The following is a 24,027-nucleotide window of genomic DNA, read 5'->3' as shown; positions in this document are numbered from 1 at the left end:
GCCCCGGAGGGGCGTTTTTCATGGGTGCGGCGCAAGGATTACTTGACTGCCGACACGTCCAGCTTGGCCTGGGTCTTGGACTTGATCTCGTCCACCGTCACGCCCGGCGCCGTTTCCAGCAGCTTGAGGCCGTTTTCGGTGACTTCCATCACGCCCAGGTCGGTGATGATCAGGTCGACCACCCCCACGCCCGTCAGCGGCAGGTTGCATTCGGACAGCAGCTTGATGTCCTCGGTGCCGTCCTTTTTCTTGGCCACGTGCTCCATCAGGACCACGACGCGGCCCACGCCCGCCACCAGGTCCATGGCGCCGCCCATGCCCTTGACCATCTTGCCCGGAATCATCCAGTTGGCCAGGTCGCCCTTTTCGGACACCTGCATGGCGCCAAGAATGGCCAGGTTGATCTTGCCGCCGCGGATCATCGCGAACGAATCCGCCGACGAGAAGATCGAGGAGCCGGGCAAGGTCGTGACCGTCTGCTTGCCTGCGTTGATGAGGTCGGCGTCGACTTCATCGTCGGTGGGGAACGGGCCGATGCCCAACAGGCCGTTCTCGGATTGCAGCCACACTTCCATGCCCTTGGGCACGTGGTTGGCCACCAGGGTCGGCAAGCCGATGCCCAGGTTCACATAAAAGCCGTCTTGCAGCTCGCGCGCGGCGCGTGCCGCCATTTCATCGCGGGACCATGCCATGTCTGTTCTCCTTAGGCCGGGCGAGTGGTGCGTTGTTCGATGCGCTTTTCGGGCGTTGCATTCAGCACGATCCGATGCACATAGATGCCGGGCAGATGGATCTGATCGGGATCCAGGCTGCCGGTGTCAACGATTTCCTCGACTTCGACCACCGTGAACTTGCCCGCCATGGCGACGTTCGGATTGAAGTTGCGGGCGGTCTTGCGGAACACCAGGTTGCCGCTGCGGTCGGCGATGTGCGCCTTGACCAGCGACACGTCCGGCACCAGCGAACGCTCCATCACGTACTGCTGGCCGTCGAACTCGCGGATTTCCTTGCCGTCGGCGACGATGGTGCCCACGCCGGTGCGGGTGAAGAAGGCCGGGATGCCGGCGCCCCCGGCGCGCAGCTTCTCGGCCAGCGTGCCCTGGGGAGTGAACTCCAGCTCGAGTTCGCCGGACAGGTACTGGCGCTCGAATTCCTTGTTCTCGCCCACGTAGGACGCAATCATCTTGCGGACCTGGCGCGTATTGAGCAGCTGGCCCAGGCCGAAGCCGTCGACGCCCGCGTTATTGCTGATGCAAGTGAGATCCTTCACGCCCGAATCGCGCAGCGCGGCAATCAGTGCCTCGGGAATGCCGCAAAGGCCGAAACCGCCCACGGCAATCATCTGGCCGTCCTTGACGATGCCTGCCAGCGCCTCCTGGGCGCTTGCAAAAACCTTGTCCATCGCTCCAACTCCTAGTTAAGGTCGAACTTGAAGAGGGCGCGGCTGCCGGCGCCGGTCCCAGCAACACCGTACGGAGTCCTGTGCGGCTGGCGCCTAGGGTGGCGCGCCCTTATTGCTTTTTTGATTTTGCGCTGATTTTACCGGCATGGCCGGCCAACGCACGCGCTATTTTGGCCGGCGCCGATTCAAGCCCCGGGCTTGAACATGGCGCCCAGCTTGGACAGCACCTCTTGCGGCCACGGGGCGGACGCATTGACCACATAGTCCATCCAGACTAGCACGTTGCGCGCGCGGGCATACGGACCGCCTTCGTCGCCCGCCTTCTCCAGCAGCAATTCGAATTCGGCGCTGGATCGGCCTATGCGCATGAGCTTGTGCGTCACGAGCACATTGGCGGGATAGGTCAGCGGCCGCAGAAAATCGCAGGACGCATGCGCCAGGATGAGCCCCTGATCTGCGGGGAGCGCGAAACCCGCGCCATAGAGTATCTGTATCCGGGCCTCTTCCATGAGGCGGAAATACATCGCATTGTTCAGATGATTCAGAGCGTCCGAGTCGCCCCACCGCAAAGGCAGTTCGACTTGATGGATATCTCCCACGGCCAGGATCCGCGCTGAGGTTTTGTCCGCGTTCACCAATTACTCCTGATGGCTAAAAGAAATACGAAGGCAACCATGGCCTCCGCCTGCAATACAATCGCCGATAATACTTCCAGCCATATATGGAATACATACGGGGAGCTTTGCAATGTCTGAACGCGAGTCGATGGAATATGACGTGGTCGTGGTTGGCGGTGGACCCGCCGGCCTGGCCACTGCTATCCGTCTTAAGCAGTTGGCCGCTGAGAAGAATCAGGAAATCGGCGTCTGCGTACTTGAAAAGGGCGCGGAACTGGGTGCACACATCCTGTCCGGCGCCGTCATGGACCCGCTGGCGCTGACCGAGCTCATCCCCGACTGGAAGGAAAAAGGCGCGCCCCTGAACGTGCCCGTCACGCATGACAAGTTCATGTTCCTGTCCGAGACCGGCGCGCGCACCACGCCCAACTGGCTGCTGCCGCCCTGTTTCCACAACGAAGGCAACTACATCGTCCGTCTGGGCGATGTCGTGAAGTGGATGGGCGAGCAGGCCGAGGCCCTGGGCGTGGACATCTTCCCGGGCTTCGCAGCCGTGGAAGTGCTGTACGACGAAAACGGCGCGGTCCGCGGCGTGGCCACCGGCGACATGGGCGTGGCCCGCGACGGTTCGCACACCGACCATTACCAGCCCGGCATGGAGCTGCACGCCCGCTACACCGTGTTCGCCGAAGGCGCGCGCGGCCAGTTGGGCCGCCAGCTGATCGAACGCTATAAGCTGGACGACGGCCGCAATCCTCAGTCCTACGGCATCGGCATCAAGGAAATGTGGGAAGTCGATCCGGCCCAATCCAAGCCCGGCCTGGTGATCCACACCGCCGGCTGGCCGCTGGACGCCGACACCTACGGCGGCTCCTTCCTCTATCACCTGGACAACAACCTGGTGGCGGTGGGCATGATCGTGGGCCTGGACTACGCCAACCCCTGGTTGTCGCCGTTCGACGAATTCCAGCGCTACAAGACGCACCCCGCCATCCGCGGCACCTTTGAAGGCGGCAAGCGCATCGCCTACGGCGCGCGCGCCATCACCGCGGGCGGCCTGCTGGCCCTGCCCAAGCTGACTTTCCCGGGCGGCGTGCTGGTCGGCTGCGAAGCCGGTTTCCTCAACGCCTCGCGCATCAAGGGCAGCCACGCCGCCATCAAGTCCGGCAAGCTGGCCGCCGAAGCCGCGTTCGACGCGCTGGTCGCTGACCGCCGCCAGGACGAGTTGGCCGCCTACCCCGCGGCCTTCGAGTCTTCCTGGCTGCATGCGGAACTAAACAAGGCGCGCAACTTCAAGCAGTGGTTCAAGAAGGGCCGCACCATCGCCACCGTGATGACCGGCGTCGAACAGCTGCTGCTCAAGGGCAAGATGCCCTGGACCCTGCGCCACAACAAGCCCGACCACGCCTGTCTGCAACCCGCATCGCAATGCGCGCGCATCGACTACCCCAAGCCCGACGGCAAACTGACCTTCGACAAGCTCAGCTCGGTGTTCATCTCGAACACCAACCATGACGAGAACGAACCCGTCCACCTGACGCTGAAGGATCCGTCCGTGCCAGTGCAGGTCAACCTGGCCAAGTATGGCGGCCCGGAATCGCGCTACTGCCCGGCGGGCGTGTACGAATTCGTCAAGGACGACCACGGCGAGGACCGCCTGCAGATCAACGCGCAGAACTGCGTGCACTGCAAGACCTGCGACATCAAGGACCCGACCCAGAACATCGTCTGGGTGGCCCCGCAAGGCGGCGAAGGGCCCGTGTACAGCGGCATGTAACGCTACCGGACGCCCGCGCCCGGCCACCGAAGGCGCCCCCCGGGGCGCTTTTTTTTCGACAGACAGAACTCTCCATGACCGAACGCGTACTCCTTATCGGCTGCGGCGACCTGGGTCAGCGCGCGGCCCGGCGTTTCCTGGCGCGCGGCGACGAAGTCTACGCGCTGCGCCGCAATCCACCGGTAGGGGATGCGGACGGCATCCACTGGCTGCGGGGCGACATCTCCCGCGCCGACGGGCTGCCCGCCCTGCCCCCGGGTGTCACGCGGCTCATCCACCTGCCCGCGCCCGGCGCGCGCGAAGCCGCCGCCTACCGCGCGGTGTTCGTCGATGGCCTGAAACACGTGCTGGACGCGCTGGACGCCACACAGCTCAAGCGCATCGTGTTCATCTCGTCCAGCGCGGTCTACGGCGAACACGAAGGCGGCTGGGTCGACGAAGACACGCCGCCCGCGCCGCTGGGCGTCAATGGCCGCATCCTGCTCGAGGCCGAAGCCGCGCTGGCGGCCCGCGGCCTGCCCTCGACCGCCTTGCGCCTGGCGGGCCTCTACGGCCCCGGACGCCTGCACTTGATCGAACGCCTGCGCCAAGGCGCGGCAGGCGCGCCGACCGCTCCCGAACACTGGGCCAACCGCATCCACATCGACGACGCGGCGGGGGCCGTGGTCCATCTGGCGCTGCTGCCCGACGTCGCGCCTGTCTACATAGGCTGCGACGATACGTCGCTGCCCCTGCACGAGCTCTATGCCGACCTCGCCAGGCTGATCGGCGCCCCCGCGCCGCGCGAGGCGCCGGCGCCGGCCAACGTCGGCAGCAAGAAGCTGAGCAACGCTCGCCTGCGCGCCAGCGGCTTCACCCTGCAATGGCCGGACTCGCGGCTCGGCTATGCCGCGCTGCTGGCGGCGGCAGGCAACCCGGACGCGCCGCAGGCATAGTTCGCCGCGCATCGAATCGTGGCCGTCAAGGCTGGCGGATACTGGCGGCCGTATCCATTACCGGCCATCGCCATGCATCCTGCCCATCCCCTGCAGGCGGTCACTCACCCCGACCCCTACCCGTACTACGCCGCGCTGGCGCGCGAGCGGCCGCTGTATCGCGAGGCGGCGCTGGACCTGTGGGTGGCCAGCCATCCGGACGCGATAGCGGCCATCATGCAGCATCCGGCCGCGCGCGTGCGCCCGGCCGCGGAGCCCGTGCCCAAGGCGCTGTGTCCAGGCCCGGCGGGCGAACTCTTCGGCCGCTTCGTGCGCATGAACGACAGCGCAACGCACACGCAGGTGAAGGCCCTGCTGAGCGCCTACCTCCGCGAACAATCGGCGCGGCCCTGTACGCCCGCGTGTCCCGATCCCGGCCCCCTGGACGCCGCCGCCGTCGACCGTTACCTGAGCGCCGCGCCGGTGCATGCGCAAGCCGCCTTCCTGGGGCTGCCGCCTGACCTGTATGCAGATTGCGCCGCCGATATTGCGGCGTTCCTGTCCGCGCTGCCCGCCGCCGCAGCGGCGGATCGCATCGAAGCGGGACACGCCGCAGCGCAGCGCCTGCAGACACGCCTGGAATCGCATCTGCAAGCCCCCGACGCCGCGCCGGCCCTGCGCCGGCTGCGCGAAGACGGCGCGCGGGCGGAGATAGCGCCCGCGGTGCTGGCCGCCAACCTGGCCGGCCTGCTGTTCCAGTCCTGCGAGGCGGGCGCCGGCCTGCTGGGCAACGCCATCGTCCTGGCCGGACGGCGCGGCCTGCGCGCGGATCTCACGGACGCTGCGGCGCTGGCCCTGGTGGACGACGTGGAACGCAGCGACCCGCCGTTGCACAACACGCGGCGCTTTCTCGCCGCGGGCATGGACGTCTGCGGCTTGCGCATCGAAGCCGGCCAGACCGTGCTGCTGGTGCTGGCCGCGGCTGCCACGGTGCAACCCGAGGCGCACTGGACTTTCGGCGCTTTCGGGCATGCCTGCCCGGGCCGCCTTCCGGCCCGCCTGCATGCGGCGGGCGCGCTCACTCGCCTGCTGCGCGCAGGCCTGGATGCCGCCGCGCTGGCGGCCCGTTTCCGTTACCGGCCGCTGCCCAACGCGCGCGTGCCGCAGTTTGATTTTTCCGAGGAACAAGCACCATGATCGCAGTGATATTCGAAGTCGAACCCGCCCACGGCAACCCCGATCCCTATCTGCACATCGCCGCCAGCCTGATCGACGAGCTGAAGGCCATTGACGGCTTCGTCTCGGTCGAACGCTTCCAGAGCCTGAGCGATCCGGGCAAGCTGCTGTCGCTGTCGTTCTGGCGCGATGAAGCGGCGGTCCAGCGCTGGCGCACGCTGGAGTCGCACCGCCGGGCCCAGGAAGCCGGGCGCGGCGGCGTCTTCGCCAATTACCGCCTGCGCGTGGCGCAGGTGCTGCGCGACTACGGCATGAACCAGCGCGACGCGGCGCCCGTCGACAGCCGCGAGCGGCACGGCTGAGGCCCCCGCCTCAGGCCCCGGCCGCGGCTGCCGCCAGCGCCACCCGGTGGGTCGCGCCTGATTCGAGTACCGCCGTCATTGCGGGCAGGCCCGGCGCGGACGAGGGGTCGAAGTAATCGGCCTCGTCGCGCCCCGGGCCCGCCGGCAGGTCGCGCACTTCCACGCGAAAGCCCTCGGTCCGGTTGCCGCGCAGTTCCGGCACCGCCTGCAACAAGCGGCGCGTGTAGGGATGCGTGGGCCGGTCGAACACTTCGTCACGCGTGCCTTCTTCGACGATATGGCCGCGCAGCATCACCACCACGCGGTCGGCGATCTGCTCGACCACGCCCAGGTCATGCGAGATCAGCAGGCAGGCAAAGCCGTGTGAACGCTGCAGCGACATTAGAGTCTCCAGCACCTGCTTCTGCACGGTGACGTCCAGCGCCGACACTGGCTCGTCCGCGATGATGACCTCGGGCCGCAGCACCAGCGCCCGCGCGATGGCCACGCGCTGGCGCTGGCCGCCGGACAGCTCGTGCGCATAGCGCTCGGCGTAGTCCTCGCCCAGGCCCACGTCCCGCAACGCGTCGGCCACGCGCTTGCGGCGGATGTCCGCCGTCATGCCGGCTTCCAGCCGCAGGCCCTCCCCCACCAGGTCGCCGATGGTCATGCGCGGATCCAGCGATGAATAGGGATCCTGGAACACCATCTGCACCCGCCGGCGCGCCGCCTGCCACGACTGCCCCGAACCGCCCGCGGGCAAGGCCTGGCCGTCCAGTTCGATGCGCCCCTGGGCCTGCGGCACCAGTCCCAGGATGGACATCATGACCGTGGTCTTGCCGCTGCCCGATTCGCCGACGATGGCCAGCGTTTCCCCCGGCGCCACCGCGAACGTCGCGCGGTGCACGGCGCGCACCGCGCGCTTGCGGAACCAGCTCTCGCGGACCGAGTAGTCGATCGCCAATCCGTCCACCTGCAGGATGGGCGCCGCTTCGACGGCAGGCCGGGCCGGACCGCGCTTGGGCAACGCGTCCAGCAGGCTGAGCGTGTACGGATCCGCCGGCCGCGACAGCACCTCGGCCACCGGCCCGGTCTCGACCGCCCGGCCGCGGCACATCACCAGCACGCGCTGCGTGTACGCGGCCACCAGCGCCAGGTTGTGGCTGATGAAGATCAGCGCCGTGCCCTGCTCGCGCGTCAGTTCGCACATCAGGTCCAGCACTTCCTTCTGCACCACGCAGTCCAGCGCGGTGGTGGGTTCGTCCGCGATCAGGAGGCGCGGCTTGAGCAGCATCACGCCCGCCAGCAGAATGCGCTGGCGCATGCCGCCGGAGAATTCATGCGGATAGCGCTTCATGCAATCCTGCGCGTCGCGCACGCGCACCCGCTCCAGCATCCGGACGGCTTCGTCCCAGGCCTCGCGGCGCGCCATGCCACGGCGCAGAACCAGCGCCTCGATCAGTTGTTCGCCCACGCGGAACGCCGGGTTGAGCGACACCATCGGCTCCTGGAACACCATGCCGATGCCGGTGCCGCGCTTCGCCAGCCAGTCGCGCGGCGCCTGCTGCAACAGGTCCTGGCCTTCGAACAGCGCCTGTCCGCCGGTGATGCGCGCCGAATCGGGCAACAGGCCCAGCAGCGTCTTGCCGATCAGCGTCTTGCCGCTGCCGGACTCACCGACGATGGACAGCGATTCGCCTGCGAGCAGATCGAATGACACCCGGTTCACCACCGGCGCGGCGTCGCGCTTGCCCGGAAAGCGGATCTCCAGGTCGCGCACGGACAGCAAGGGTTGTGCAGCGCTCATGCCATCACCCCCCGCATGCGCGGATCCAGCAGATCGCGCACCGCATCGCCCAGCAGATTGATGCCCAGCAGGCTCAACGAAATCATGGCGCCCGGAAACACCGCCAGCCAGATGGCCTGGTCCATGGCGTTGCGGCTTTCGGACAGCATGCCGCCCCAGGTGGCCAGCGGCGGCGGCACGCCCAGGCCCAGGAAGCTCAGCGCGCTTTCCGCCAGCAGGGCGGAACCGAAGATCGAGGTCGCGAAGATCAGCAACGGCGGCAGGCAGTTGGGCAGTACGTGGCGGAACACGGTCCATAGGCCCCCATGGCCGGTGGCGCGCGAGGCAATGACGAAATCGCGCTGGCGCAGGGACAGCGCCGCGCCGCGCGCGATGCGCGACACCGACGGCGAATACGCCAGGCCCAGCGCCAGCACCACGCCCCATTTGGACGGCCCCAGCACGGTCATGATCCCGAGCGCGAGCAGGAGGCCCGGAAACGCCATCAGCGATTCCACCAGCACGGTGATGCCGCGATCGACCCAGCCGCCCGCATAGCCGGCCGTGACGCCTATCGTCGTGCCCAAGAGCAGCGCCAGCAGCACGGAAAACACGCTGACCGCCACGCTGACCCCGGCGCCCGCCATCAGCCGCGACAGCACGTCGCGGCCGAATTCATCGGTGCCCAGCCAGTACTCCGCCGACGGCGGCGAAAAGCGCGCCAGCAGATCGCCTTCCAGCGGATCGTGCGGCGTGTACACCAGCCCGACCAGGGCCAGCAGCACGACGCCCCCGACCAGCGCGCCGCCCAGGACGGCATTGGTATGTTTAAAGCCCATGATGATCCTATTGAAGCTTCACGCGCGGGTCGAACAGCGGATACAGCAGATCCACCACCAGGTTGACCGCCACGTACAAGAGCGCGATGAACAGCAGGCAGCCCTGCACCACGGGGTAGTCCCGCGCATAGATGCTTTCCACCAGCAGCCGCCCGATGCCCGGCAGCGTGAACACGGTCTCGATCACCGCGGCGCCCGACAGCAGATGGCCCAGCATCAGGCCGATCACCGTCAAGGTGGGGCCGAACGAATTGGGCAGCACATGGCGCAGCATGACGCGCTTTTCCGGCAGGCCCTTGGCGCGTGCATGCGCCACGTATTCCAGCCGCAGCGTCTCGATGGTGCTGGCGCGCATCATGCGCGTGATGGCCGCGATTTCCGTCAGCACGATGGCGCAGACCGGCAGCACCAGATACCGCGCCGCGCCCAGTCCGCCCTGGGCGATGGATTCGAAGCCATACACCGGCAGCCAGTTCAGCTTCACGCCAAACAGCCAGATCAGCAGGATGCCGACCCAGAAGCTGGGCATGGACACGAACAGGATCGAGGTCGACACGATGGCGGTGTCGGCGCGGCGGTTCTGGCGCCAGGCGGCCACCATGCCGGCGGGCACCGCCACCAGGCAGGCCAGCAGCGTGGCGGTCAGCACCACCTGGGCCGTCACCGCAAAATGCGTCAGCACCAGATGCATCACGGGTTCGCGCCGCGCGATGGACATGCCCAGGTCGCCCTGCAGCGCGTTGCCCACCCAGATCAGGAACTGCTCGCCTACAGGACGGTCCAGTCCCAGCGCGTGGCGCATTTCCGCCAGCAGCGCCGGGTTGTCGATATCGCCCAGCATCAGCGAGGCCGGGTCCCCGGGGATCGCGCGTATCAGCGCGAACACGAGCACCGTGACGACGATCACGGTGGGCACCGACGCCGCGATGCGCTTGAGTAGATAGCCCAGCACGGCGCCTCAGTTCTTGGTCACGTTGAAGAAACGCGGCTTGCGCAGCGGCCAGCCGGTAAAGCCCTGCAGCTTGCTGGAGACGACCACATAGCCGGGCTTGTTGTAGTACATCAGCAGCGGCGTGTCGCGCAGCATCAGGGCATGCAGCTTGTCGAAGGCCTGCTTACGCACGGCAGGATCGGATTCGGCTTCTATGCCTTCCAGGATGGCCGCGGCCTCCGGACTTTCCCACTGGGCCATGGGCGTTTTGGACTTATCGCCGATCACGTCGCGGAACATCAGCGCCGGCTCCGTGCGCGCGGAATACGCGAATGCCATCAGCTGGAACTTGCCTTCGCGGAAGTTGGTCACCTGGGTGCCCCATTCCAGCATGTCCAGCTCGGCCTTGATGCCGGCCTTGCCCAACAGCTGCTGCGTCACCACCGCGACGCGGTACAGGTAGGGATAGCGCTTGTTGGCCTGCAGCTTCAGGGGCTCGCCGCGGTAGCCGGCGGCATCGAGCAGGCGCTTGACCTCTTTCAGGTTCTTCTCGTAGCCGGCGCGGTCGGCCTCGGAGTAGTAGACGCTGGCCGCGGGCACCAGGGAAGGGTTATAGGCCGCCTGGCCGTTATTCAAAGCCTTGGCGATGCCGGGAAAGTCCAGCGCCAGCGCGATGGCGCGACGCATGTTCACATCCGACAGCAAGGGCGCGCGCGTCTGCATCAACAGGTTGACGGTGTCCAGGCCCTGCTCGGTAACGATGTTCCAGCGCGGGTCCTTGGCCGGCAGATTGTCTTCGTCCGCGTTGTAGGCGTCGACCTGCCCCGCCATGAGCGCCGCCTTCTGCGCGGCCGCATCCGGAATCACCACGAAGCGCACATTGGCCCGCGCCACTTTCTTGCCGGCCATGCCGCTGGGCGCTTCCTCGCGCGGCTTGTAGGCGGCGTACGGCGTCAGCAGCAGGTACTGTTCCTTCTTCCATTCCGCCAACACGTAAGGACCGGTGCCGATGGGCCTGGCCCACTTTCCGTCGGCGTCGACGCTCCTGGCGCTCAGCACCGGCATCGGGCACTGCACGCTGGCCATCTGGTCCAGGAACAGCGCGTAGGGCTGCTCCAGCCTGAACACCACGGTGGCCGGATCGGGCGTCTCCACCGCCACGACCTTGGCGCCCTTGCTGCCGTCGTAGAGGTTCTTGCAGGAGTACTCGGACTGGGCGCCGTTGAGGTAGTCGTAGGTCCATTTGACGTCGGCCGAGGTCATGGGCGTGCCGTCATGGAAGGTAACGCCCTGGCGCAGCTTGAAGGTATAGGCGCGCTTGTCGTCGGACAGCGTCCAGCTGTCGGCCAGCATGGGGGCCACGCTCATGTCGGCGCGTAGCGCCACCAGGGACTCCACCACGTGCGCCAGCACGTTGTCGGTGGAAGTGTTGCGGGACCGCCCGCCGGGCAGCGTGGTCGGCGTGCCCGACCCTTCGGCGTAGCGGATTTCTGGCGCGGCGGCCTGCGCCCGCACGGCGGCGGGCAGAGCGGCCACGGCGGCGGCCAGCGCGGCGGACAACAGCAGCGCGTTCTTGGCGCGCGTAGCATGCGAATTCATAGGGATCACTCCAGGCGCGGCGCTCGCCGCATACGGGTCTGGGGGCCGGCTCAGAAGAGCCGGTACTCCGCGAAGTTGCGTCCTTCGTAGGGCTTGCGCGCGATCCACATCACGCCGCTGGCCGGCTCCATCAAGGTGGTGGCCACCGTGGCCGAGATGCTGTCGAAACTGGCCGGCTTGGGCGAACGCAGCACGCCGTCGGGCGCGGCGAAGTCGTCGGCCAGGATGCGCTTGACCGTGTCCCAGTCGATGCCGCCCGTGGCGCGCGCCAGCATGTCCTGCACACGGCGCTGGCGGTAGATCGAATCCGGATTGGCCGCCAGCCCTTTGTCGAACAGCTTGGCGCGCGCGGGCGGGCTGATCCAGTGGTTGGCATGTACCAGCAGGCCGTCCTCGGGGGTGATCCAGAAGATTTCGTCGGGCGAGCACTCCAGGTCGACCGCCTCGCCCTGCGCCTGCGCCAGCATCAGGTTGTTGGAGCAAAAGCGGCGCGAGGCCCACAGCACCTTCATGGCGTTGCAGATGTTGCTGGCTTCCAGCATCTTGCGCCGCACCAGCACCAGCGGCACCTCGGCGGGGCGCTGATAGTCGTGTTCGCAAGACAGGAAATTGCCGGACAGGGAAACGCCCGCGCTGTTGAAACCGTGGCGCGCGAGGCTGCCGGCTTCCGTGAACACCAGCAGGTCGGGGCCGTCTTCGCGGCGCATGCGCAGCACGATGCCGGTGTCCACGCATTCCTCGCGCCAGTCCCAGTTATGGGCATGCATGAGCTTGCCGCCGGCGGCGGCCTCGGGCAGCACGACCAGGCCGGTGCAGCCATCGTCCAGCCCCTTGCGGGCGCGGCCCAGCTCGGTATGGCCGAACATCATTTCGGTGCGGCAGTTGATGACCACCACATCCTCCAGCGCCTGGCCCGATCCGTCGGCGATGCCGCGCAGCTCTTCCAGGTAGGCCGCGTCATAGTCGCCCACCACCGGCACCATGGCGGCGGCCAGTTCCTTCAAGCGGTCCGCGGCAACGCCGCGCCGCTCCAGCTGCCCGCGGTAGAGGGCCACGCTGCGCGCCACGCGCTCGGGGACGGCGGCGCCATGCTGGCGGCCTCGCTCGTATGGGCTGCCCTGTACATCGACCAGGGGGAAGGGGGTGGGCAAAGTCACGGCTCAAGGCTCCGGAGCAAGGTTCAAGACGGGCAAATTTTGTACTAATATAAGAAAAAGTTCAATACAAGGGTTTCCCCGGGGCCACTATCGCGAACGTTGCGCGCGTAGCTCTCCGGTACCATTCCGACTCCGTCGCCCTTCGCGCCCATCCTTCATGTCCAACGCTGCTCCCGCCCGCCCCACTCCGCTGCAAGTCGACCTGGCGCGCCTTATCGCGGAAGACATCGTGGCCCGGCGCCATGCGCCCGGCGACCACCTGTCCGAGGAAACGTTGGCCGCGAGCTACGAGGTGTCGCGCACGCCCGTGCGCGGCGCGCTGAAGCTGCTGGCCGCGCAGGGCCTCATCACGCACCGCCCCAACAGCGGCTACACGGTAGCGGCGCATGCGGCGGCCGCGCCCCCCGCCATCGAGGGCGCCGGCCCCACCCAGGACGAGCTATACCGGCGCCTGATCGATGACCGCGCCTCGCGCGAGCTGCCGGAAACCTTTACCGAGCGCGACCTGCAACAGCGCTATCCAGCGCCGCGCAGCGTGCTGACCAAGACCTTGTTGCAGCTCTCCGCGGACGGCCTGATCGAGAAGCGCAAGGGCCATGGCTGGCAATTCGCGCCGTCGCTGGAAAACCGCGACGCGCTCAACGAGAGCTACCGCTTCCGCATGACGATCGAATGCGCCGGCCTGCTGGAACCCACGTTCCGCCTGGACCGCGAGGCGCTGGCCCGCATGCGCGCCGCGCATGAAGCGCTGGCCGCGCGCAGCGACGCCGACATCTCGGCCACCGAGTTCTTCAATCTCAACGCCTCGTTCCACGAAATGCTGGCCCGCTTCTCGGGCAACCGCTACATCCTGCAGGCGGTGCAGCAGCAGAACCAATTGCGCCGACTGGAAGAGCATGCCGCGTTCTACCGCGACGCGCGCTTCATCAACTCCAGCAGCGAACACCTGCAGATCATCGACGCGCTCGAGGCCGGCGACCAGGAGTGGGCTTCGCAGCTCATGCGGCGCCACTTGAAGACCTCGCTGCAAGTGTCCTGACACCCTCTCCGCTTTCATTCATCCGCCAGCCCGCCGTCGCGGGCCCTCGGCACGCATGGCGTCCGCGTTGCGGCGTACCTTCGGGTCTTCTTGTATTGTATTTATCAATTGATTAATACAAAATAGAAAGCCCGAATATCTCTTCACGCCGGAACACCCATGCCATCGTCAGCGCCTCATCCCACTCCCGCCATCAACGCCGAAGCCTATTGGATGCCCTTCACCGCGAACCGCCGCTACAAGCGCGCGCCCGTGCTGTTCAGCGCCGCCGAGGGCATGCACTACATCCGGCCGGACGGACGCCGCGTGCTGGACGGCATTGCGGGCCTGTGGTGCGTGAACGCCGGACACCGCCGCCCGGAAATCGTCGAGGCCATCGCCCGCACCGCCCATGAACTGGACTACGCGCCGTCGTTCCAGATGAGCCATCCCCTGGCCTTCGAGCTGGCCGAGTCCTTGCGCCAGGAAGCGCCCGCCGGGTTCTCCAACGTGTTTTTCTCGAACTCCGGATCCGAAGCGGTGGACACCGCGCTGAAGATCGCGCTGGGCTATCACCGCGCGCGCGGACAGGGCCAGCGCGTGCGCCTGATCGGGCGCGAGCGCTCGTACCACGGGGTGGGGTTCGGCGGCCTGTCGGTGTCGGGCATCGCCGGCCACCGCAAGCCTTTCGGCAATCTGCTGCCCTACGTGGACCACCTGCCGCACACCTATGACCGCAGCCAGATGGCCTACACGCGCGGCCAGCCGGACTGGGGCGCCCACCTGGCCGATACGCTGGAGCGCATCGTCGCGCTGCATGACGCCTCCACCATCGCGGCCGTCATCGTGGAACCCGTGGCGGGTTCGACCGGCGTGCTGGTGCCGCCCAAGGGCTATCTGCAGAAGCTGCGGCAGATCTGCGACGCGCACGGCATCCTGCTGATCTTCGACGAAGTGATCTGCGCCTTCGGCCGCATCGATGGCGCGTTCGCCTCAACGCACTTCGGCGTCACGCCCGACATCATCACCAGCGCCAAGGGGCTGACCAACGGCGCCATCCCCATGGGCGCCACGCTGGTGCAGCAGCATGTCTACGATGCGTTCATGCAGGGGCCGGACAGCGCCATCGAGCTGTCGCATGGCTACACTTATTCCGGCCATCCCGTGGCCTGCGCCGCCGGCCTCGCGACCCTGGACATCTGCCGCCGCGAAGGCCTGTTCCAGCGCAGCCGCGAACTCTGGCGCTATTGGGAAGACGCGGCGCACAGCCTGAAGGGACTGCCGCACGTAGTGGACATCCGCAACATCGGCCTCCTGGCCGCCATCGAACTCGAACCGCTGGAAGGCAAGCCCGGCCAGCGGGCGTACGCCGTGCACCAGGCCTGCCTGGAACGCGGCTGCCTGATCCGTTCGGCGGGCGACACCATGCTGTTGTCGCCCCCGCTCATCATCGAGCGCGCGCAGATCGACGAATTGTTCTCGGTCTTGTCGGACGTGCTGCGCGCGGACGCCTGAGCGCCCGCCCCGCTTATGCCAGGTGCCGGGTCACCGCCTGGACCACCTGCCGCACGTCCGCGGCGGACACGTCCAGGTGCGTGACCAGGCGGGTCGGGCCGCCATACACAGCCCGCATCTGGATACCGTCAGCCGCCAGCTTGGCGGTGAGTTCATCGCAGCGCGCGGGCTCGAATTCCGCGAACACCATGTTGGTGTCCTGGCTCAATACCTTTACGCCCGGAATGGCGCGCAGCCCTTCTGCCAGCAGCCGGGCGTTCTCGTGGTCTTCGGCCAGGCGCTCCACGTTGTGCTCCAGCGCATACAGGCAGGCCGCGGCCAGCACGCCAGCCTGGCGCAAACCGCCGCCCAGCATCTTGCGCCAGCGGCGGGCGCGGGCGATGAGTTCGACGCTGCCGACCAGCACCGACCCCACGGGCGCGCCCAGGCCCTTGGAAAAACAGATGGACACCGTGTCGAAAGGCGCGCACAGGTCCGCCACCGGCTTGCCGCTGGCGACGGCCGCGTTGAACACGCGGGCGCCGTCCAGATGCGTCGCCAGGCCATGCTGGCGCGCCCAGTCGGTCGCGGCCTGCACGTAGCTGGCCGGAATCAGCTTTCCGTGGAAAGTATTCTCCAGCGCCAGCAAGCGGGTGCGGGCGAAATGCGCGTCGCCCTCGGGCTTGAGCGCCGCGGTCAACTTGTCCAGCGGCAAGGAGCCGTCCGCCGCATGTTCTATGGGCTGCGGCTGGATGCTGCCCAGCACGGCCGCCCCGCCCCCTTCGTACTTATAGGTGTGCGCAAGCTGGCCCACCAGGTACTCGTCGCCGCGCTCGCAATGGGCCATCAGAGCCCCCAGATTGCTTTGCGTGCCGGAGGGGAAAAACAACCCGGCCGCCTTGCCCGTGCGCTCGGCAACCGCCTCCTGCAGGCGGATCACGGTCGGGTCATCGCCCATCACGTCATCGCCCAGGGGCGCGCAGACCATGGCCTGCAACATGGCTGCGGATGGCCGGGTGACTGTGTCGCTACGCAGATCGATCATGGAAAATCCCAGGATAGGAAAAGGAATATGGAAAGCGCTTATTCGGCGCGCGCCGCCGGCGCCGCGCGGCTCACTACCCAGATGCCGGCCAGTATCAGCGCCATGCCGCCCAGCTCAGCCGCGGTAGGCTGCTCGGACAGCAGCGCCCAGGCGAACAGCATGGCCACGACTGGCACGCCCAGGCTGGACAGGCCTGCGATCGACGCCGGCACCAGTCGCACCACCAGCAGCCACAACAACCAGCCCGCGGCGGTCGCGATCAGCACGATGTAGGCCATGCCGGCCCAGAGCTGCCAGCCCCACTGGGCCGGCATCTGCGGCACCAGAAAGGCGACCGGCGTCATGACCAGTCCGCCCAGCAGCATCTGCCAGGCGGTGAATGTCATCACATCGGGCGCGTGCCGCTCGAACATGCGCTTGGACAGCACGGTGCCCACGCCCCAGCACAGGCCGCTGCCCAGCCCCAGCAACACGGGCCGGATATCGCCCAGGCCGTTCCAGGGTTCGACGAAGCAGACCAGCCCGATGGCGGCCAGCGCAATGCCCACCCCATGCCGCGCCGTGGGACGTTCGCCCAGCAGCCACCACGCGAAGAGGATCACCCAGAACGGCATCGTGTACGCCATGAGCGAGACCTTGCCCACGCCGCCCGACACCAGCGCCGTCTGTACAAACCCCTGGAATCCGGCCGTCTGCGTCAGGCCGATCAGCAATGTCAGCTTCCAGGGCGGCATCGCCAGCGGCCGCCGCATCGCGATGGCCAGCGCGAACAGCACCAGGCCGCCCGAAACGTAGCGCAGCGCCACGAAGTCGAAGGGACCGATGTAGGGAACGATCAGTTTCATCGCGATCCAGCTGCCCGCCCAGACCAGGATGGTGCTGAACATCAGGGCTAGCCCTGCTCGATCGAAACTGCTGCGGCTCACTGGCACGGCTCCGTGGGAAAAAATTCTGGGCGCGAAAAAGCAAATACGCCCGTACCGGCGGTTCCGATACGGGCGTATGACATTATGCGCCTGCCTTGCCTCCCGCGGAGGCTGCAGGCGGGCCGTTCCCGTCCATCAAGCGGACGGGAAGGATCACAGCGACTTGGCCAACTGATCCAGGATGGCCGGATTCTCCAGCGTGGAAACGTCCTGCGTGATTTCCTCGCCCTTGGCGACCACGCGCAACAGGCGGCGCATGATCTTGCCCGAGCGGGTCTTGGGCAGGTTGTCGCCGAAGCGGATGTCCTTGGGCTTGGCGATGGGGCCGATTTCCTTGGCCACCCAGTCGCGCAGCACCTTGGCGATGGCTTGCGCCTCTTCGCCTTCCGGACGCGAACGCTTGAGCACCACGAAGGCCACCACGGCTTCGCCCGTCGTGTCGTCCGGACGGCCCACCACCGCGGCTTCCGCCACCAGTTCGTGCGCCACCAGCGCGGACTCGACTTCCATCGTGCCCAGGCGGTGGCCGGACACGTTCAGCACGTCGTCGATGCGGCCCATGATCCAGAAATAGCCGTCGGCATCGCGCTGCGCGCCGTCGCCGGCCAGGTAGTAGCCGCGCAGTTCCGAGGGAAAGTAGCTCTTCTTGAAACGCTCCGGGTCGCCCCAGATGTTGCGGATCATGGCGGGCCACGGACGCTTGATGACCAGGAAGCCGCCATTGCCCTGCTCCACGTCGCCGCCGGTCTCGTCGACGATGGCGGCGGCAATGCCCGGCAGCGGCAAGGTGCAGGAACCAGGCTTGGTCGGCGTGGCGCCAGGCAGCGGCGTGATCATGTGGCCGCCGGTCTCGGTCTGCCACCACGTGTCCACGATGGGGCAACGTTCGCGGCCGATGTTCTTGTGGTACCACATCCAGGCTTCGGGATTGATGGGCTCGCCCACCGTGCCGATGATGCGCAGGCTGTCCAGGTCGTAGTTCTGCGGATGCGCTTCGGGCGCGGCCTCGGCGGCCTTGATCAGCGAGCGGATCGCGGTGGGCGCGGTGTAGAAGGTGGTGACCTTGTGGCGCGCGATCATGTCCCAGAAGCGGCCGGCGTTGGGATAGGTCGGCACGCCTTCGAACACCACCTGCGTCAGGCCGGCGGCCAGCGGACCGTAGGTGATGTAGGTGTGGCCGGTGACCCAGCCCACGTCGGCCGTGCACCAGTACACGTCGTCCTTGCGGGCGTCGAAGGTCCACTTCACCGTCAGCAGCGCCCACAGCAGGTAGCCCGCCGAGGAATGCTGCACGCCCTTGGGCTTGCCGGTGGAGCCGGAGGTATAGAGGATGAAGAGCGGATGCTCGGCGTTGACCGGCACGGGTTCGCAGGTGTCGGGCTGCCCGGCTTCGACGTCGTGCATCCAGAGGTCGCGGCCTTCGTTCCATTGCACCTTGCCGCCGGTGCGGCGGTACACGATGACCTTGCTCACGGCCTCGCAGCCGCCCATGGTGAAGGCTTCTTCGACCGCGGGCTTGAGCGGGATGGTCTTGCCGCCGCGCACCTGCTCGTCGGCGGTGATGACCAGCGACGCGCCCACGTCCATGATGCGTTCCTGCAGGCTCTTGGCCGAGAAGCCGCCGAACACCACCGAGTGCGTCACGCCCAGGCGCGCGCAGGCCTGCATGGCCACCACGGCTTCGATCGACATGGGCATGTAGATGATGGCGCGGTCGCCCTTCTTGTAGCCCAGCGCCTTCATGCCGTTGGCGAAGCGGCAGACGCGCGCCAGCAGTTCACGGTAGCTGACCTTGTTGACCTTGCCGTCGTCGGTTTCAAAGATGATGGCGGTCTTGTCGGCATTGCCGTTGGTCAGGTGCACGTCCAGACAGTTGGCCGACACGTTCAATTCGCCATCGCCGAACCAGCGGTAGAACGGCGCGTCCGATTCGTCCAGGACCTGCGTGAACGGCTTGGTCCACTGCAGGTTGTCGCGCGCCTGCCCGGCCCAGAATCCGTCGAAATCGTTTTCGACCTGCGCGCACAGCGCGTTGTAGGCCTCCATGCTGGGAATCGCGGCGCCTTCTGCTGCGCGCTCGGGCGGCGGGAACACCCGGGTTTCCACCAGTACGGACTCAATAGCGTTCGACATGATCTTTGTCTCCAATCGGTAATTCTGTTTGTTTGTGCCGCTTGTTCATTACCCAACCGCAACCGTATCGCCGCGCTCTTACGGGCACCTTACGCAAAATGCGGGCCGGAGCCCGCGGCGCAAGGCCGGCGCCGGGTAATCAAGGCGTGCCGCCGCGCTCTCGACGCGGCGGCACCGGACAGTCCATAAGGATAGCAGCCTGCGCGAACGGCGCGCCTCAGGCGGCGCGCCGTTCCAGCCCGCGCTTCACGTCCACGCGCGACAAAAGGATGAGGCCGCCCACGAAGAACAGGCCGGTCACCAGGATCGCAAGCCGGTGGTTGCCGTGCGTGGCCCAGGTCACCAGGCCGTAGGTCAGCGGACCGATCACCGCGGCCAGTTGCACCGCGAAGGTCCACAGCGAGTAGAACTCTGCCAGCCGGCCGGCGGGCGCCAGCGCGCCGGTCATGGCGCGGCCCGCGCTCTGCGTGGTGCCCATGCACAGCCCGGCCAACGTGGCCGCGACCCAGAACACGGGCGCGGTCACGGCGGCGTAGGCCACCAGCACCATCACGATCCAGCCGCACAGCGTCAGGGCCAGCGCCGGCTTGTGGCCGATGCGGTCCTGCACGTAGCCGAACGAAAACGCGCCGGCCGCCGCGCCGATGTTTACGGTGAACACCAGCAGCATGATCTGCGGCGTGGTGAAGCCCATGACCTCCGAGGCATAGACCGCGGCCAGCGTGATCACCACCGAAATGCCCGCCTGGTAGCAGGCGATGCACATGAGCAGGCGGCGGAACTCCGGAAAATGCTGCCCGGTTTCGCGCCAGGCATAGGCCAGGCGCTTGAGCATGTGCAGCGCCTCCTGCTTGCCGGCCTGCGGCTTCGCGCGTTCGCGCAGCAGGAAGAAGGACGGCAGCGCCGCCAGCGCGAACACCGCGCACGTGACCACGATGACCCACGGCACGAAATGCTCGGCCGTCTCGCCACGCCCCTCGGCCAGCGTCACGACCACCAGCGACAAGCCCAGCGTGAGCATGCCGCCGCAATAGCCGAAGCTCCAGCCCCAGCCCGAAACGCGGCCCAGCGCAGAGGGCCGCGCGAGTTCCGGCAGGAAGGCCGCGACCACGGATTCGCCGACGCAATAGCAGTAGTTGGAAATGACGATGGCGGCCAGCGCCAGCCAGACGTCCCCGGGCCCGGCCTGCGTCAGCACCAGCGTAGCGGCCACGCAACCCACCGTGCTCGAAAACAGCAGGCGGCGCTTGCTGGCGCGCGCATCGGCGCGGGCGCCCAGCGTGGGCATGGTCAGCATGATGAGGAGGTAGGACAGCGACAGCGCCGCGGTCCAGGCCAGCGTGGCCCAGGGCGCGCGCCCGCCGACCACACCGACGAAATAGGTGCTGAACACCGCCGTGAGGATCACGGTGGTGTAGCCGGAATTGGCGAAGTCGTACATGGCCCAGGCCCAGACCTCGCGTTTGGCCACGCCGGGATTCAGGGGGCCGTCGCCCCCTGCTCCAGCGTTCTGCGCGGATGCGCCGGCCGGCGCATCCGACGGCTCGCCGTGGCTCATAGGCCCACGGCGGCGATGCCAGCTTGAGCGATCAGCACGTCTTCGCTCGACTTCACGCCCGACACGCCGACCGCGCCGACCACATGGCCATCGGCCACGACCGGCACGCCGCCTTCCAGCAGGCCGTCGATCAAGGGGGCCGACAGGAACGAAACGCGGCCATTGTTGATCATTTCCTCGTAGACGCGCGATTCGCGGCGGCCGAGCGCCGCGGTCTTGGCCTTGGCCGGCGCGATGTGCGCCGAAATCGGAGCCGCGCCGTCCAGGCGCAGCATGCCCAGCAGATGGCCGCCGTCATCGACCACGGAGATCGTGACGGCCCACTTGTTCTGCAGGGCGTGTGCTTCGGCCGCAGCCAAAATCTTCTTGACGTCTTCGGCGCTCAGCACGGGCTTGGTATTCATTGCAGCGACTCCTTTATTTGTTCCAGGGCGGTGGGATCTTCTATGGTGGTCAGATCGCCGGGATCGCGTCCTTCGCATACCGCGACGATCGCGCGGCGCAGGACCTTGCCGGAACGGGTCTTGGGCAATGCGCCCACGAACCGGATCCTGGCGGGCCTAGCCACCGCTCCCAGCTGCTCTTCCACCAGCCGCATGATATCGCCTTCCAGGCGCTTTGCCCCTTCCTCGGTTTCGGCTCCGGCGGGATTCTTGAGCACGGCGAACGCCATCGCAACCTGGCCCTTGAGCGAGTCCGCCACGCCCACGACCGCGCATTCGGCAATCGCGTTGTGGCTATTGACGGATTCCTCGATCTCGCGCGTGCCCAGCCGGTGGCCCGCCACATTGATCACATCATCCGTGCGCCCCAGGATGAACCAGTAGCCATCGGCGTCCACCAGGCCCCAGTCGAAGGTCGAATACACCTGGCGGCCGGGAATGGAGGTGAAGTAGGTCTGCACGAAGCGCTCGTCGTCGCCCCAGATGGTGGACATGGCGCCCGGCGGCAGCGGCGGCACGATGGCCACCACGCCTTTCTGGTCGGGGCCCAGATCCTCGCCCGTGGACTCGCTGACGATGCGCGCGTCAAAGCCATATACCGGGAACGACGGGCTGCCGAAACGCGTCGGGACCTTTTCCACGCCAGGCTGGGCCGACAGGATCGGCCAGCCCGATTCCGTCTGCCAGTAGTTGTCGATGATGGGCTTGCCCAGGCCGCCCGAGATCCATTGCGCGGTCGGCTCGTCCAGCGGTTCGCCCGCCAGATAGACCGCACGCAACGAGGACAGGTCGTGGCGCTTGAGCAGCTCCGGATCCTGGCGCTTGAGCACGCGCACCGCGGTCGGCGCCGAGAACAGGGTGTTGACGCCGAACTGCTCCACCAGCTTCCACAGGATGGCGCCGTCCGGACGCACCGGGGTGCCTTCATACAGCACCGTCGCCTGCCCGCCGATCAGGGGGCCGTAGATGATGTACGAATGGCCCACCACCCAGCCGATGTCGCTGGTGCAGAAGAAGGTGTCGCCGGCGCGGCCGTCGAACAGGTATTCCATGGACGAGGCCAGCGCCACGGCATAGCCGCCGGTATCGCGCTGCACGCCCTTGGGCTTGCCGGTGGTGCCGGAGGTATAGAGGATATAGCTGGGCTCCGAGGACTCCAGCCATTCCACCGGCACCCGCGCGCCCAGGTGGCGCTGGCGCAGCGTCTCGTAATCCAGGTCGCGTCCTGCGACGGGTTCGAACGGCGCCAGGCCGCGGTCGAACACCACCACCGAGGCCGGCGGCGTCTTGGCCAGCGCCAAGGCACGGTCCAGCAGCGGTTTGTAGGGCACGACCTTGCCGCCGCGCGAACCGCCGTCGGTGCAGACCACCACTTTGGGCGCCGCGTCGTCGATGCGCTGGGCCAGGTTGACCGAGGCGAAGCCGCCGAACACCACCGAATGCACCGCGCCGATCCGCGCGCACGCCAGCATGGTGAACACGGCTTCCGGCACCATGGGCATGTACAGCAGCACCCGGTCGCCGCGCCCCACCCCAAGCTCCTTGAGCATGGCAGCGGCGGCGTTGACCTCTTCGTACATTTCCTGGCGCGTGTAGACGCGCTCGCGGTCGACCTCGGTGGACACCCAGATCAGGGCCGGCGTTTCGGCCTGGGTCGGCAGCCAGCGGTCGACGGCGTTGTAACAGAGATTGGTGCGCCCGCCCGTGAACCACTTGGCGAACGGCGGCCGGGAGAAGTCCAGCACGGACTCGAACGGCGTCTCCCAGTGGATGCGGCCGGCCTCTTCCCGCCAGAACGCGTCGCGGTCATGTATCGAGCGGTAATGGAAATCCCGGGTTTTTTGCATTTATGTCTCCTGTTATCTTTCTTAGGCCTTAAGGCTGATTGATTTCTTCTCTGATCCTTCGGTCATTCTGGTAGGCAAACCTTGCACGAGGCTTGCCGCAAGTCAAAATGTTCTACCAAATGTCCACGCTGCATGGACATTAACGCCGGTTTCGTAACTAACTGGTCTTAAAAGTTTGGTAGAATCCCCGCGAAGTTGTAGAACAATGTTGATTTTGCTGACATCTCGGCCACATTCACGGCGAATTCCGTGTTTTTTGCCGTTATCTGCAAATCACCCCCAGGCGCATGCATCGACACTCCAACCACGCGAGACTGAATTCATCCTCCGGCCAAGCAACTCGCGGTCTGCGCTTGCTGGCGTTGGTTGCATGCGTGGTGGGTCTGGCAGGTTGTGCCGCTACAAATCAAAAGTCAACCGCCCATACGTCCGAGATTGACCCCTACGAGACGGAATGGGTCGCCACCTCCGATGATCCCATCGGCGTACTGGTAAGCCAGAAATTCAAGCGCGAACGCCAGAAGACCCACTCGGGCGTCAGCAGCGACAACGCCCTGGTCAGCGAAGCCCTGAACCATCTGGGCATCCGCTACCGCTTCGGCGGCAATTCCCCCGATACCGGATTCGACTGCAGCGGCCTGGTGACCTACACCGCCGAACGTTCGCTGGGCCTGAAGCTGCCCCGCAACGCCGCCGAGATGGCGCAGCAAGGCGTCTCGGTCGCCAAGAACGAACTGAAGGCCGGCGACCTGGTCTTCTTCAATACGCTGGGCCGACGCTACTCGCACGTGGGCATCTACCTGGGCGACGACCGCTTCGTGCACTCGCCCAGCGCTGGCGGCGTGGTCCGCGTCGAAAACATGACCATGGCCTACTGGTCCAAGCGCTACAACGGCGCGCGCCGCCTGGACAACAGCCTGATGGCGTCCGCCCGCGCCTCCAACTGACACATTCCCAGGATAGCCGCCAGGCTCTCCCCGCTACAAGCAAAACGCCGCCGGACTTTCCAGTCCGGCGGCGTTTT

General features: G+C 66.9%; 21 protein-coding genes. 7 read left to right on the top strand and 14 right to left on the bottom strand.

Annotated elements, in window-relative coordinates:
- Positions 1 to 38: 38 nt before the first annotated feature.
- From IB259_RS19695 to IB259_RS19685, 3 genes are all read right to left on the bottom strand, one after another.
- Positions 39 to 692, bottom strand: coding sequence for a CoA transferase subunit B (locus IB259_RS19695; RefSeq protein WP_054450695.1), 654 nt, complete (start codon positions 690 to 692; stop codon positions 39 to 41).
- Positions 693 to 703: 11 nt separating this feature from the next.
- Positions 704 to 1,402: a CoA transferase subunit A gene (locus tag IB259_RS19690; RefSeq protein WP_025137174.1), complete on the bottom strand. Its 699-nt coding sequence runs from the start codon at positions 1,400 to 1,402 to the stop codon at positions 704 to 706.
- A gap of 185 nt (positions 1,403 to 1,587) precedes the next feature.
- Positions 1,588 to 2,037, bottom strand: coding sequence for a thioesterase family protein (locus IB259_RS19685; RefSeq protein ID WP_054450693.1), 450 nt, complete (start codon positions 2,035 to 2,037; stop codon positions 1,588 to 1,590).
- A 112-nt stretch (positions 2,038 to 2,149) separates the two neighbouring features.
- Between IB259_RS19685 and IB259_RS19680 the strand changes: the two genes are divergently transcribed.
- The 4 genes from IB259_RS19680 (at position 2,150) to IB259_RS19665 (ending at position 6,248) form a co-directional block, all read left to right on the top strand.
- The gene (locus tag IB259_RS19680; RefSeq protein ID WP_054450691.1) at positions 2,150 to 3,796 is read left to right on the top strand and encodes an electron transfer flavoprotein-ubiquinone oxidoreductase; all 1,647 of its coding nucleotides are present in this window, start codon (positions 2,150 to 2,152) and stop codon (positions 3,794 to 3,796) included.
- 74 nt (positions 3,797 to 3,870) lie between these two features.
- Complete coding sequence (locus IB259_RS19675; RefSeq protein WP_192329953.1) at positions 3,871 to 4,731, top strand: NAD-dependent epimerase/dehydratase family protein; 861 nt, start codon at positions 3,871 to 3,873, stop codon at positions 4,729 to 4,731.
- A gap of 72 nt (positions 4,732 to 4,803) precedes the next feature.
- Positions 4,804 to 5,907: a cytochrome gene (locus IB259_RS19670; RefSeq protein ID WP_175161941.1), complete on the top strand. Its 1,104-nt coding sequence runs from the start codon at positions 4,804 to 4,806 to the stop codon at positions 5,905 to 5,907.
- Positions 5,904 to 6,248 (top strand): antibiotic biosynthesis monooxygenase, encoded by a 345-nt coding sequence (locus IB259_RS19665; RefSeq protein WP_175213962.1) that lies wholly within the window; start codon positions 5,904 to 5,906, stop codon positions 6,246 to 6,248. Before IB259_RS19670 ends, IB259_RS19665 begins: the two co-directional genes overlap by 4 nt.
- A 10-nt stretch (positions 6,249 to 6,258) precedes the next feature.
- On the opposite strand, the gene IB259_RS19660 is transcribed toward IB259_RS19665, so the two are convergent.
- Genes IB259_RS19660 through IB259_RS19640 form a run of 5 tightly spaced genes read right to left on the bottom strand, consistent with a single transcriptional unit; the run spans position 6,259 to position 12,539 of the window.
- Positions 6,259 to 8,034: an ABC transporter ATP-binding protein gene (locus tag IB259_RS19660; protein ID WP_192329951.1), complete on the bottom strand. Its 1,776-nt coding sequence runs from the start codon at positions 8,032 to 8,034 to the stop codon at positions 6,259 to 6,261.
- The gene (locus IB259_RS19655; RefSeq protein ID WP_054450682.1) at positions 8,031 to 8,852 is read right to left on the bottom strand and encodes an ABC transporter permease; all 822 of its coding nucleotides are present in this window, start codon (positions 8,850 to 8,852) and stop codon (positions 8,031 to 8,033) included. Before IB259_RS19655 ends, IB259_RS19660 begins: the two co-directional genes overlap by 4 nt.
- 7 nt (positions 8,853 to 8,859) lie before the next feature.
- A complete protein-coding gene (locus IB259_RS19650) occupies positions 8,860 to 9,804 on the bottom strand; it encodes an ABC transporter permease (protein WP_013392266.1) in 945 nt (314 codons plus the stop codon).
- Between the two features lie 6 nt (positions 9,805 to 9,810).
- The gene (locus tag IB259_RS19645; protein ID WP_192329949.1) at positions 9,811 to 11,382 is read right to left on the bottom strand and encodes an ABC transporter substrate-binding protein; all 1,572 of its coding nucleotides are present in this window, start codon (positions 11,380 to 11,382) and stop codon (positions 9,811 to 9,813) included.
- A 50-nt stretch (positions 11,383 to 11,432) separates the two neighbouring features.
- A complete protein-coding gene (locus IB259_RS19640) occupies positions 11,433 to 12,539 on the bottom strand; it encodes a C45 family peptidase (RefSeq protein WP_192329947.1) in 1,107 nt (368 codons plus the stop codon).
- Between the two features lie 157 nt (positions 12,540 to 12,696).
- On the opposite strand from IB259_RS19640, the gene IB259_RS19635 reads away from it, so the two are divergent.
- Both IB259_RS19635 and IB259_RS19630 read left to right on the top strand, forming a co-directional pair.
- Positions 12,697 to 13,578 carry a GntR family transcriptional regulator gene (locus tag IB259_RS19635; RefSeq protein WP_054450677.1) on the top strand — a complete coding sequence of 294 codons (882 nt, stop codon included), beginning with the start codon at positions 12,697 to 12,699 and terminating at the stop codon, positions 13,576 to 13,578.
- A gap of 159 nt (positions 13,579 to 13,737) precedes the next feature.
- Positions 13,738 to 15,072: an aspartate aminotransferase family protein gene (locus IB259_RS19630; protein WP_192329945.1), complete on the top strand. Its 1,335-nt coding sequence runs from the start codon at positions 13,738 to 13,740 to the stop codon at positions 15,070 to 15,072.
- 13 nt (positions 15,073 to 15,085) lie between these two features.
- On the opposite strand, the gene ltaE is transcribed toward IB259_RS19630, so the two are convergent.
- The 6 genes from ltaE to IB259_RS19600 all read right to left on the bottom strand — a co-directional run bounded on the left by ltaE (position 15,086) and on the right by IB259_RS19600 (position 23,003).
- Positions 15,086 to 16,096 carry a low-specificity L-threonine aldolase gene (gene ltaE / locus IB259_RS19625; RefSeq protein WP_119450962.1) on the bottom strand — a complete coding sequence of 337 codons (1,011 nt, stop codon included), beginning with the start codon at positions 16,094 to 16,096 and terminating at the stop codon, positions 15,086 to 15,088.
- A 38-nt stretch (positions 16,097 to 16,134) separates the two neighbouring features.
- Positions 16,135 to 17,022, bottom strand: coding sequence for a DMT family transporter (locus IB259_RS19620; RefSeq protein WP_119450963.1), 888 nt, complete (start codon positions 17,020 to 17,022; stop codon positions 16,135 to 16,137).
- 153 nt (positions 17,023 to 17,175) lie between these two features.
- The gene (gene acs / locus IB259_RS19615) at positions 17,176 to 19,155 is read right to left on the bottom strand and encodes an acetate--CoA ligase (RefSeq protein ID WP_054450671.1); all 1,980 of its coding nucleotides are present in this window, start codon (positions 19,153 to 19,155) and stop codon (positions 17,176 to 17,178) included.
- Positions 19,156 to 19,372: 217 nt separating this feature from the next.
- Positions 19,373 to 20,713 carry an MFS transporter gene (locus tag IB259_RS19610; protein ID WP_054450669.1) on the bottom strand — a complete coding sequence of 447 codons (1,341 nt, stop codon included), beginning with the start codon at positions 20,711 to 20,713 and terminating at the stop codon, positions 19,373 to 19,375.
- On the bottom strand, positions 20,710 to 21,117 hold the full coding sequence (locus IB259_RS19605; protein WP_192329943.1) for a heme-binding protein: 408 nt from the start codon (positions 21,115 to 21,117) through the stop codon (positions 20,710 to 20,712). Before IB259_RS19605 ends, IB259_RS19610 begins: the two co-directional genes overlap by 4 nt.
- A complete protein-coding gene (locus IB259_RS19600) occupies positions 21,114 to 23,003 on the bottom strand; it encodes a propionate--CoA ligase (protein WP_054450664.1) in 1,890 nt (629 codons plus the stop codon). The genes IB259_RS19605 and IB259_RS19600 overlap by 4 nt, the downstream gene beginning before the upstream one ends.
- Before the next feature lie 287 nt (positions 23,004 to 23,290).
- Here IB259_RS19600 and IB259_RS19595 point away from each other — a divergent pair, with 287 nt between their 5' ends.
- Positions 23,291 to 23,950: a C40 family peptidase gene (locus IB259_RS19595; RefSeq protein WP_054450662.1), complete on the top strand. Its 660-nt coding sequence runs from the start codon at positions 23,291 to 23,293 to the stop codon at positions 23,948 to 23,950.
- Positions 23,951 to 24,027: the final 77 nt, after the last annotated feature.

The sequence above is a fragment of the Achromobacter sp. ACM04 genome (assembly GCF_014851465.1).
GTDB classification, from domain to species: Bacteria; Pseudomonadota; Gammaproteobacteria; order Burkholderiales; family Burkholderiaceae_B; genus Achromobacter; species Achromobacter aegrifaciens.
The sequence above is the reverse complement of the archived record's forward strand: the minus strand, read 5'-3'. Positions and strand labels throughout refer to the sequence as shown.

Bases quoted from the DNA above. Each gene is read 5' to 3' on its own strand.
- IB259_RS19635 (WP_054450677.1), top strand. From the start codon at position 12,697: ATGTCCAACGCTGCTCCCGCCCGCCCCACTCCGCTGCAAGTCGACCTG.
- IB259_RS19610 (WP_054450669.1), bottom strand. From the start codon at position 20,713: ATGAGCCACGGCGAGCCGTCGGATGCGCCGGCCGGCGCATCCGCGCAG.
- IB259_RS19600 (WP_054450664.1), bottom strand. From the start codon at position 23,003: ATGCAAAAAACCCGGGATTTCCATTACCGCTCGATACATGACCGCGAC.
- IB259_RS19665 (WP_175213962.1), top strand. From the start codon at position 5,904: ATGATCGCAGTGATATTCGAAGTCGAACCCGCCCACGGCAACCCCGAT.
- ltaE (WP_119450962.1), bottom strand. From the start codon at position 16,096: ATGATCGATCTGCGTAGCGACACAGTCACCCGGCCATCCGCAGCCATG.
- IB259_RS19670 (WP_175161941.1), top strand. From the start codon at position 4,804: ATGCATCCTGCCCATCCCCTGCAGGCGGTCACTCACCCCGACCCCTAC.
- IB259_RS19675 (WP_192329953.1), top strand. From the start codon at position 3,871: ATGACCGAACGCGTACTCCTTATCGGCTGCGGCGACCTGGGTCAGCGC.
- IB259_RS19695 (WP_054450695.1), bottom strand. From the start codon at position 692: ATGGCATGGTCCCGCGATGAAATGGCGGCACGCGCCGCGCGCGAGCTG.
- IB259_RS19630 (WP_192329945.1), top strand. From the start codon at position 13,738: ATGCCATCGTCAGCGCCTCATCCCACTCCCGCCATCAACGCCGAAGCC.
- acs (WP_054450671.1), bottom strand. From the start codon at position 19,155: ATGTCGAACGCTATTGAGTCCGTACTGGTGGAAACCCGGGTGTTCCCG.
- IB259_RS19690 (WP_025137174.1), bottom strand. From the start codon at position 1,402: ATGGACAAGGTTTTTGCAAGCGCCCAGGAGGCGCTGGCAGGCATCGTC.
- IB259_RS19680 (WP_054450691.1), top strand. From the start codon at position 2,150: ATGTCTGAACGCGAGTCGATGGAATATGACGTGGTCGTGGTTGGCGGT.
- IB259_RS19645 (WP_192329949.1), bottom strand. From the start codon at position 11,382: ATGAATTCGCATGCTACGCGCGCCAAGAACGCGCTGCTGTTGTCCGCC.
- IB259_RS19605 (WP_192329943.1), bottom strand. From the start codon at position 21,117: ATGAATACCAAGCCCGTGCTGAGCGCCGAAGACGTCAAGAAGATTTTG.
- IB259_RS19595 (WP_054450662.1), top strand. From the start codon at position 23,291: ATGCATCGACACTCCAACCACGCGAGACTGAATTCATCCTCCGGCCAA.
- IB259_RS19660 (WP_192329951.1), bottom strand. From the start codon at position 8,034: ATGAGCGCTGCACAACCCTTGCTGTCCGTGCGCGACCTGGAGATCCGC.
- IB259_RS19655 (WP_054450682.1), bottom strand. From the start codon at position 8,852: ATGGGCTTTAAACATACCAATGCCGTCCTGGGCGGCGCGCTGGTCGGG.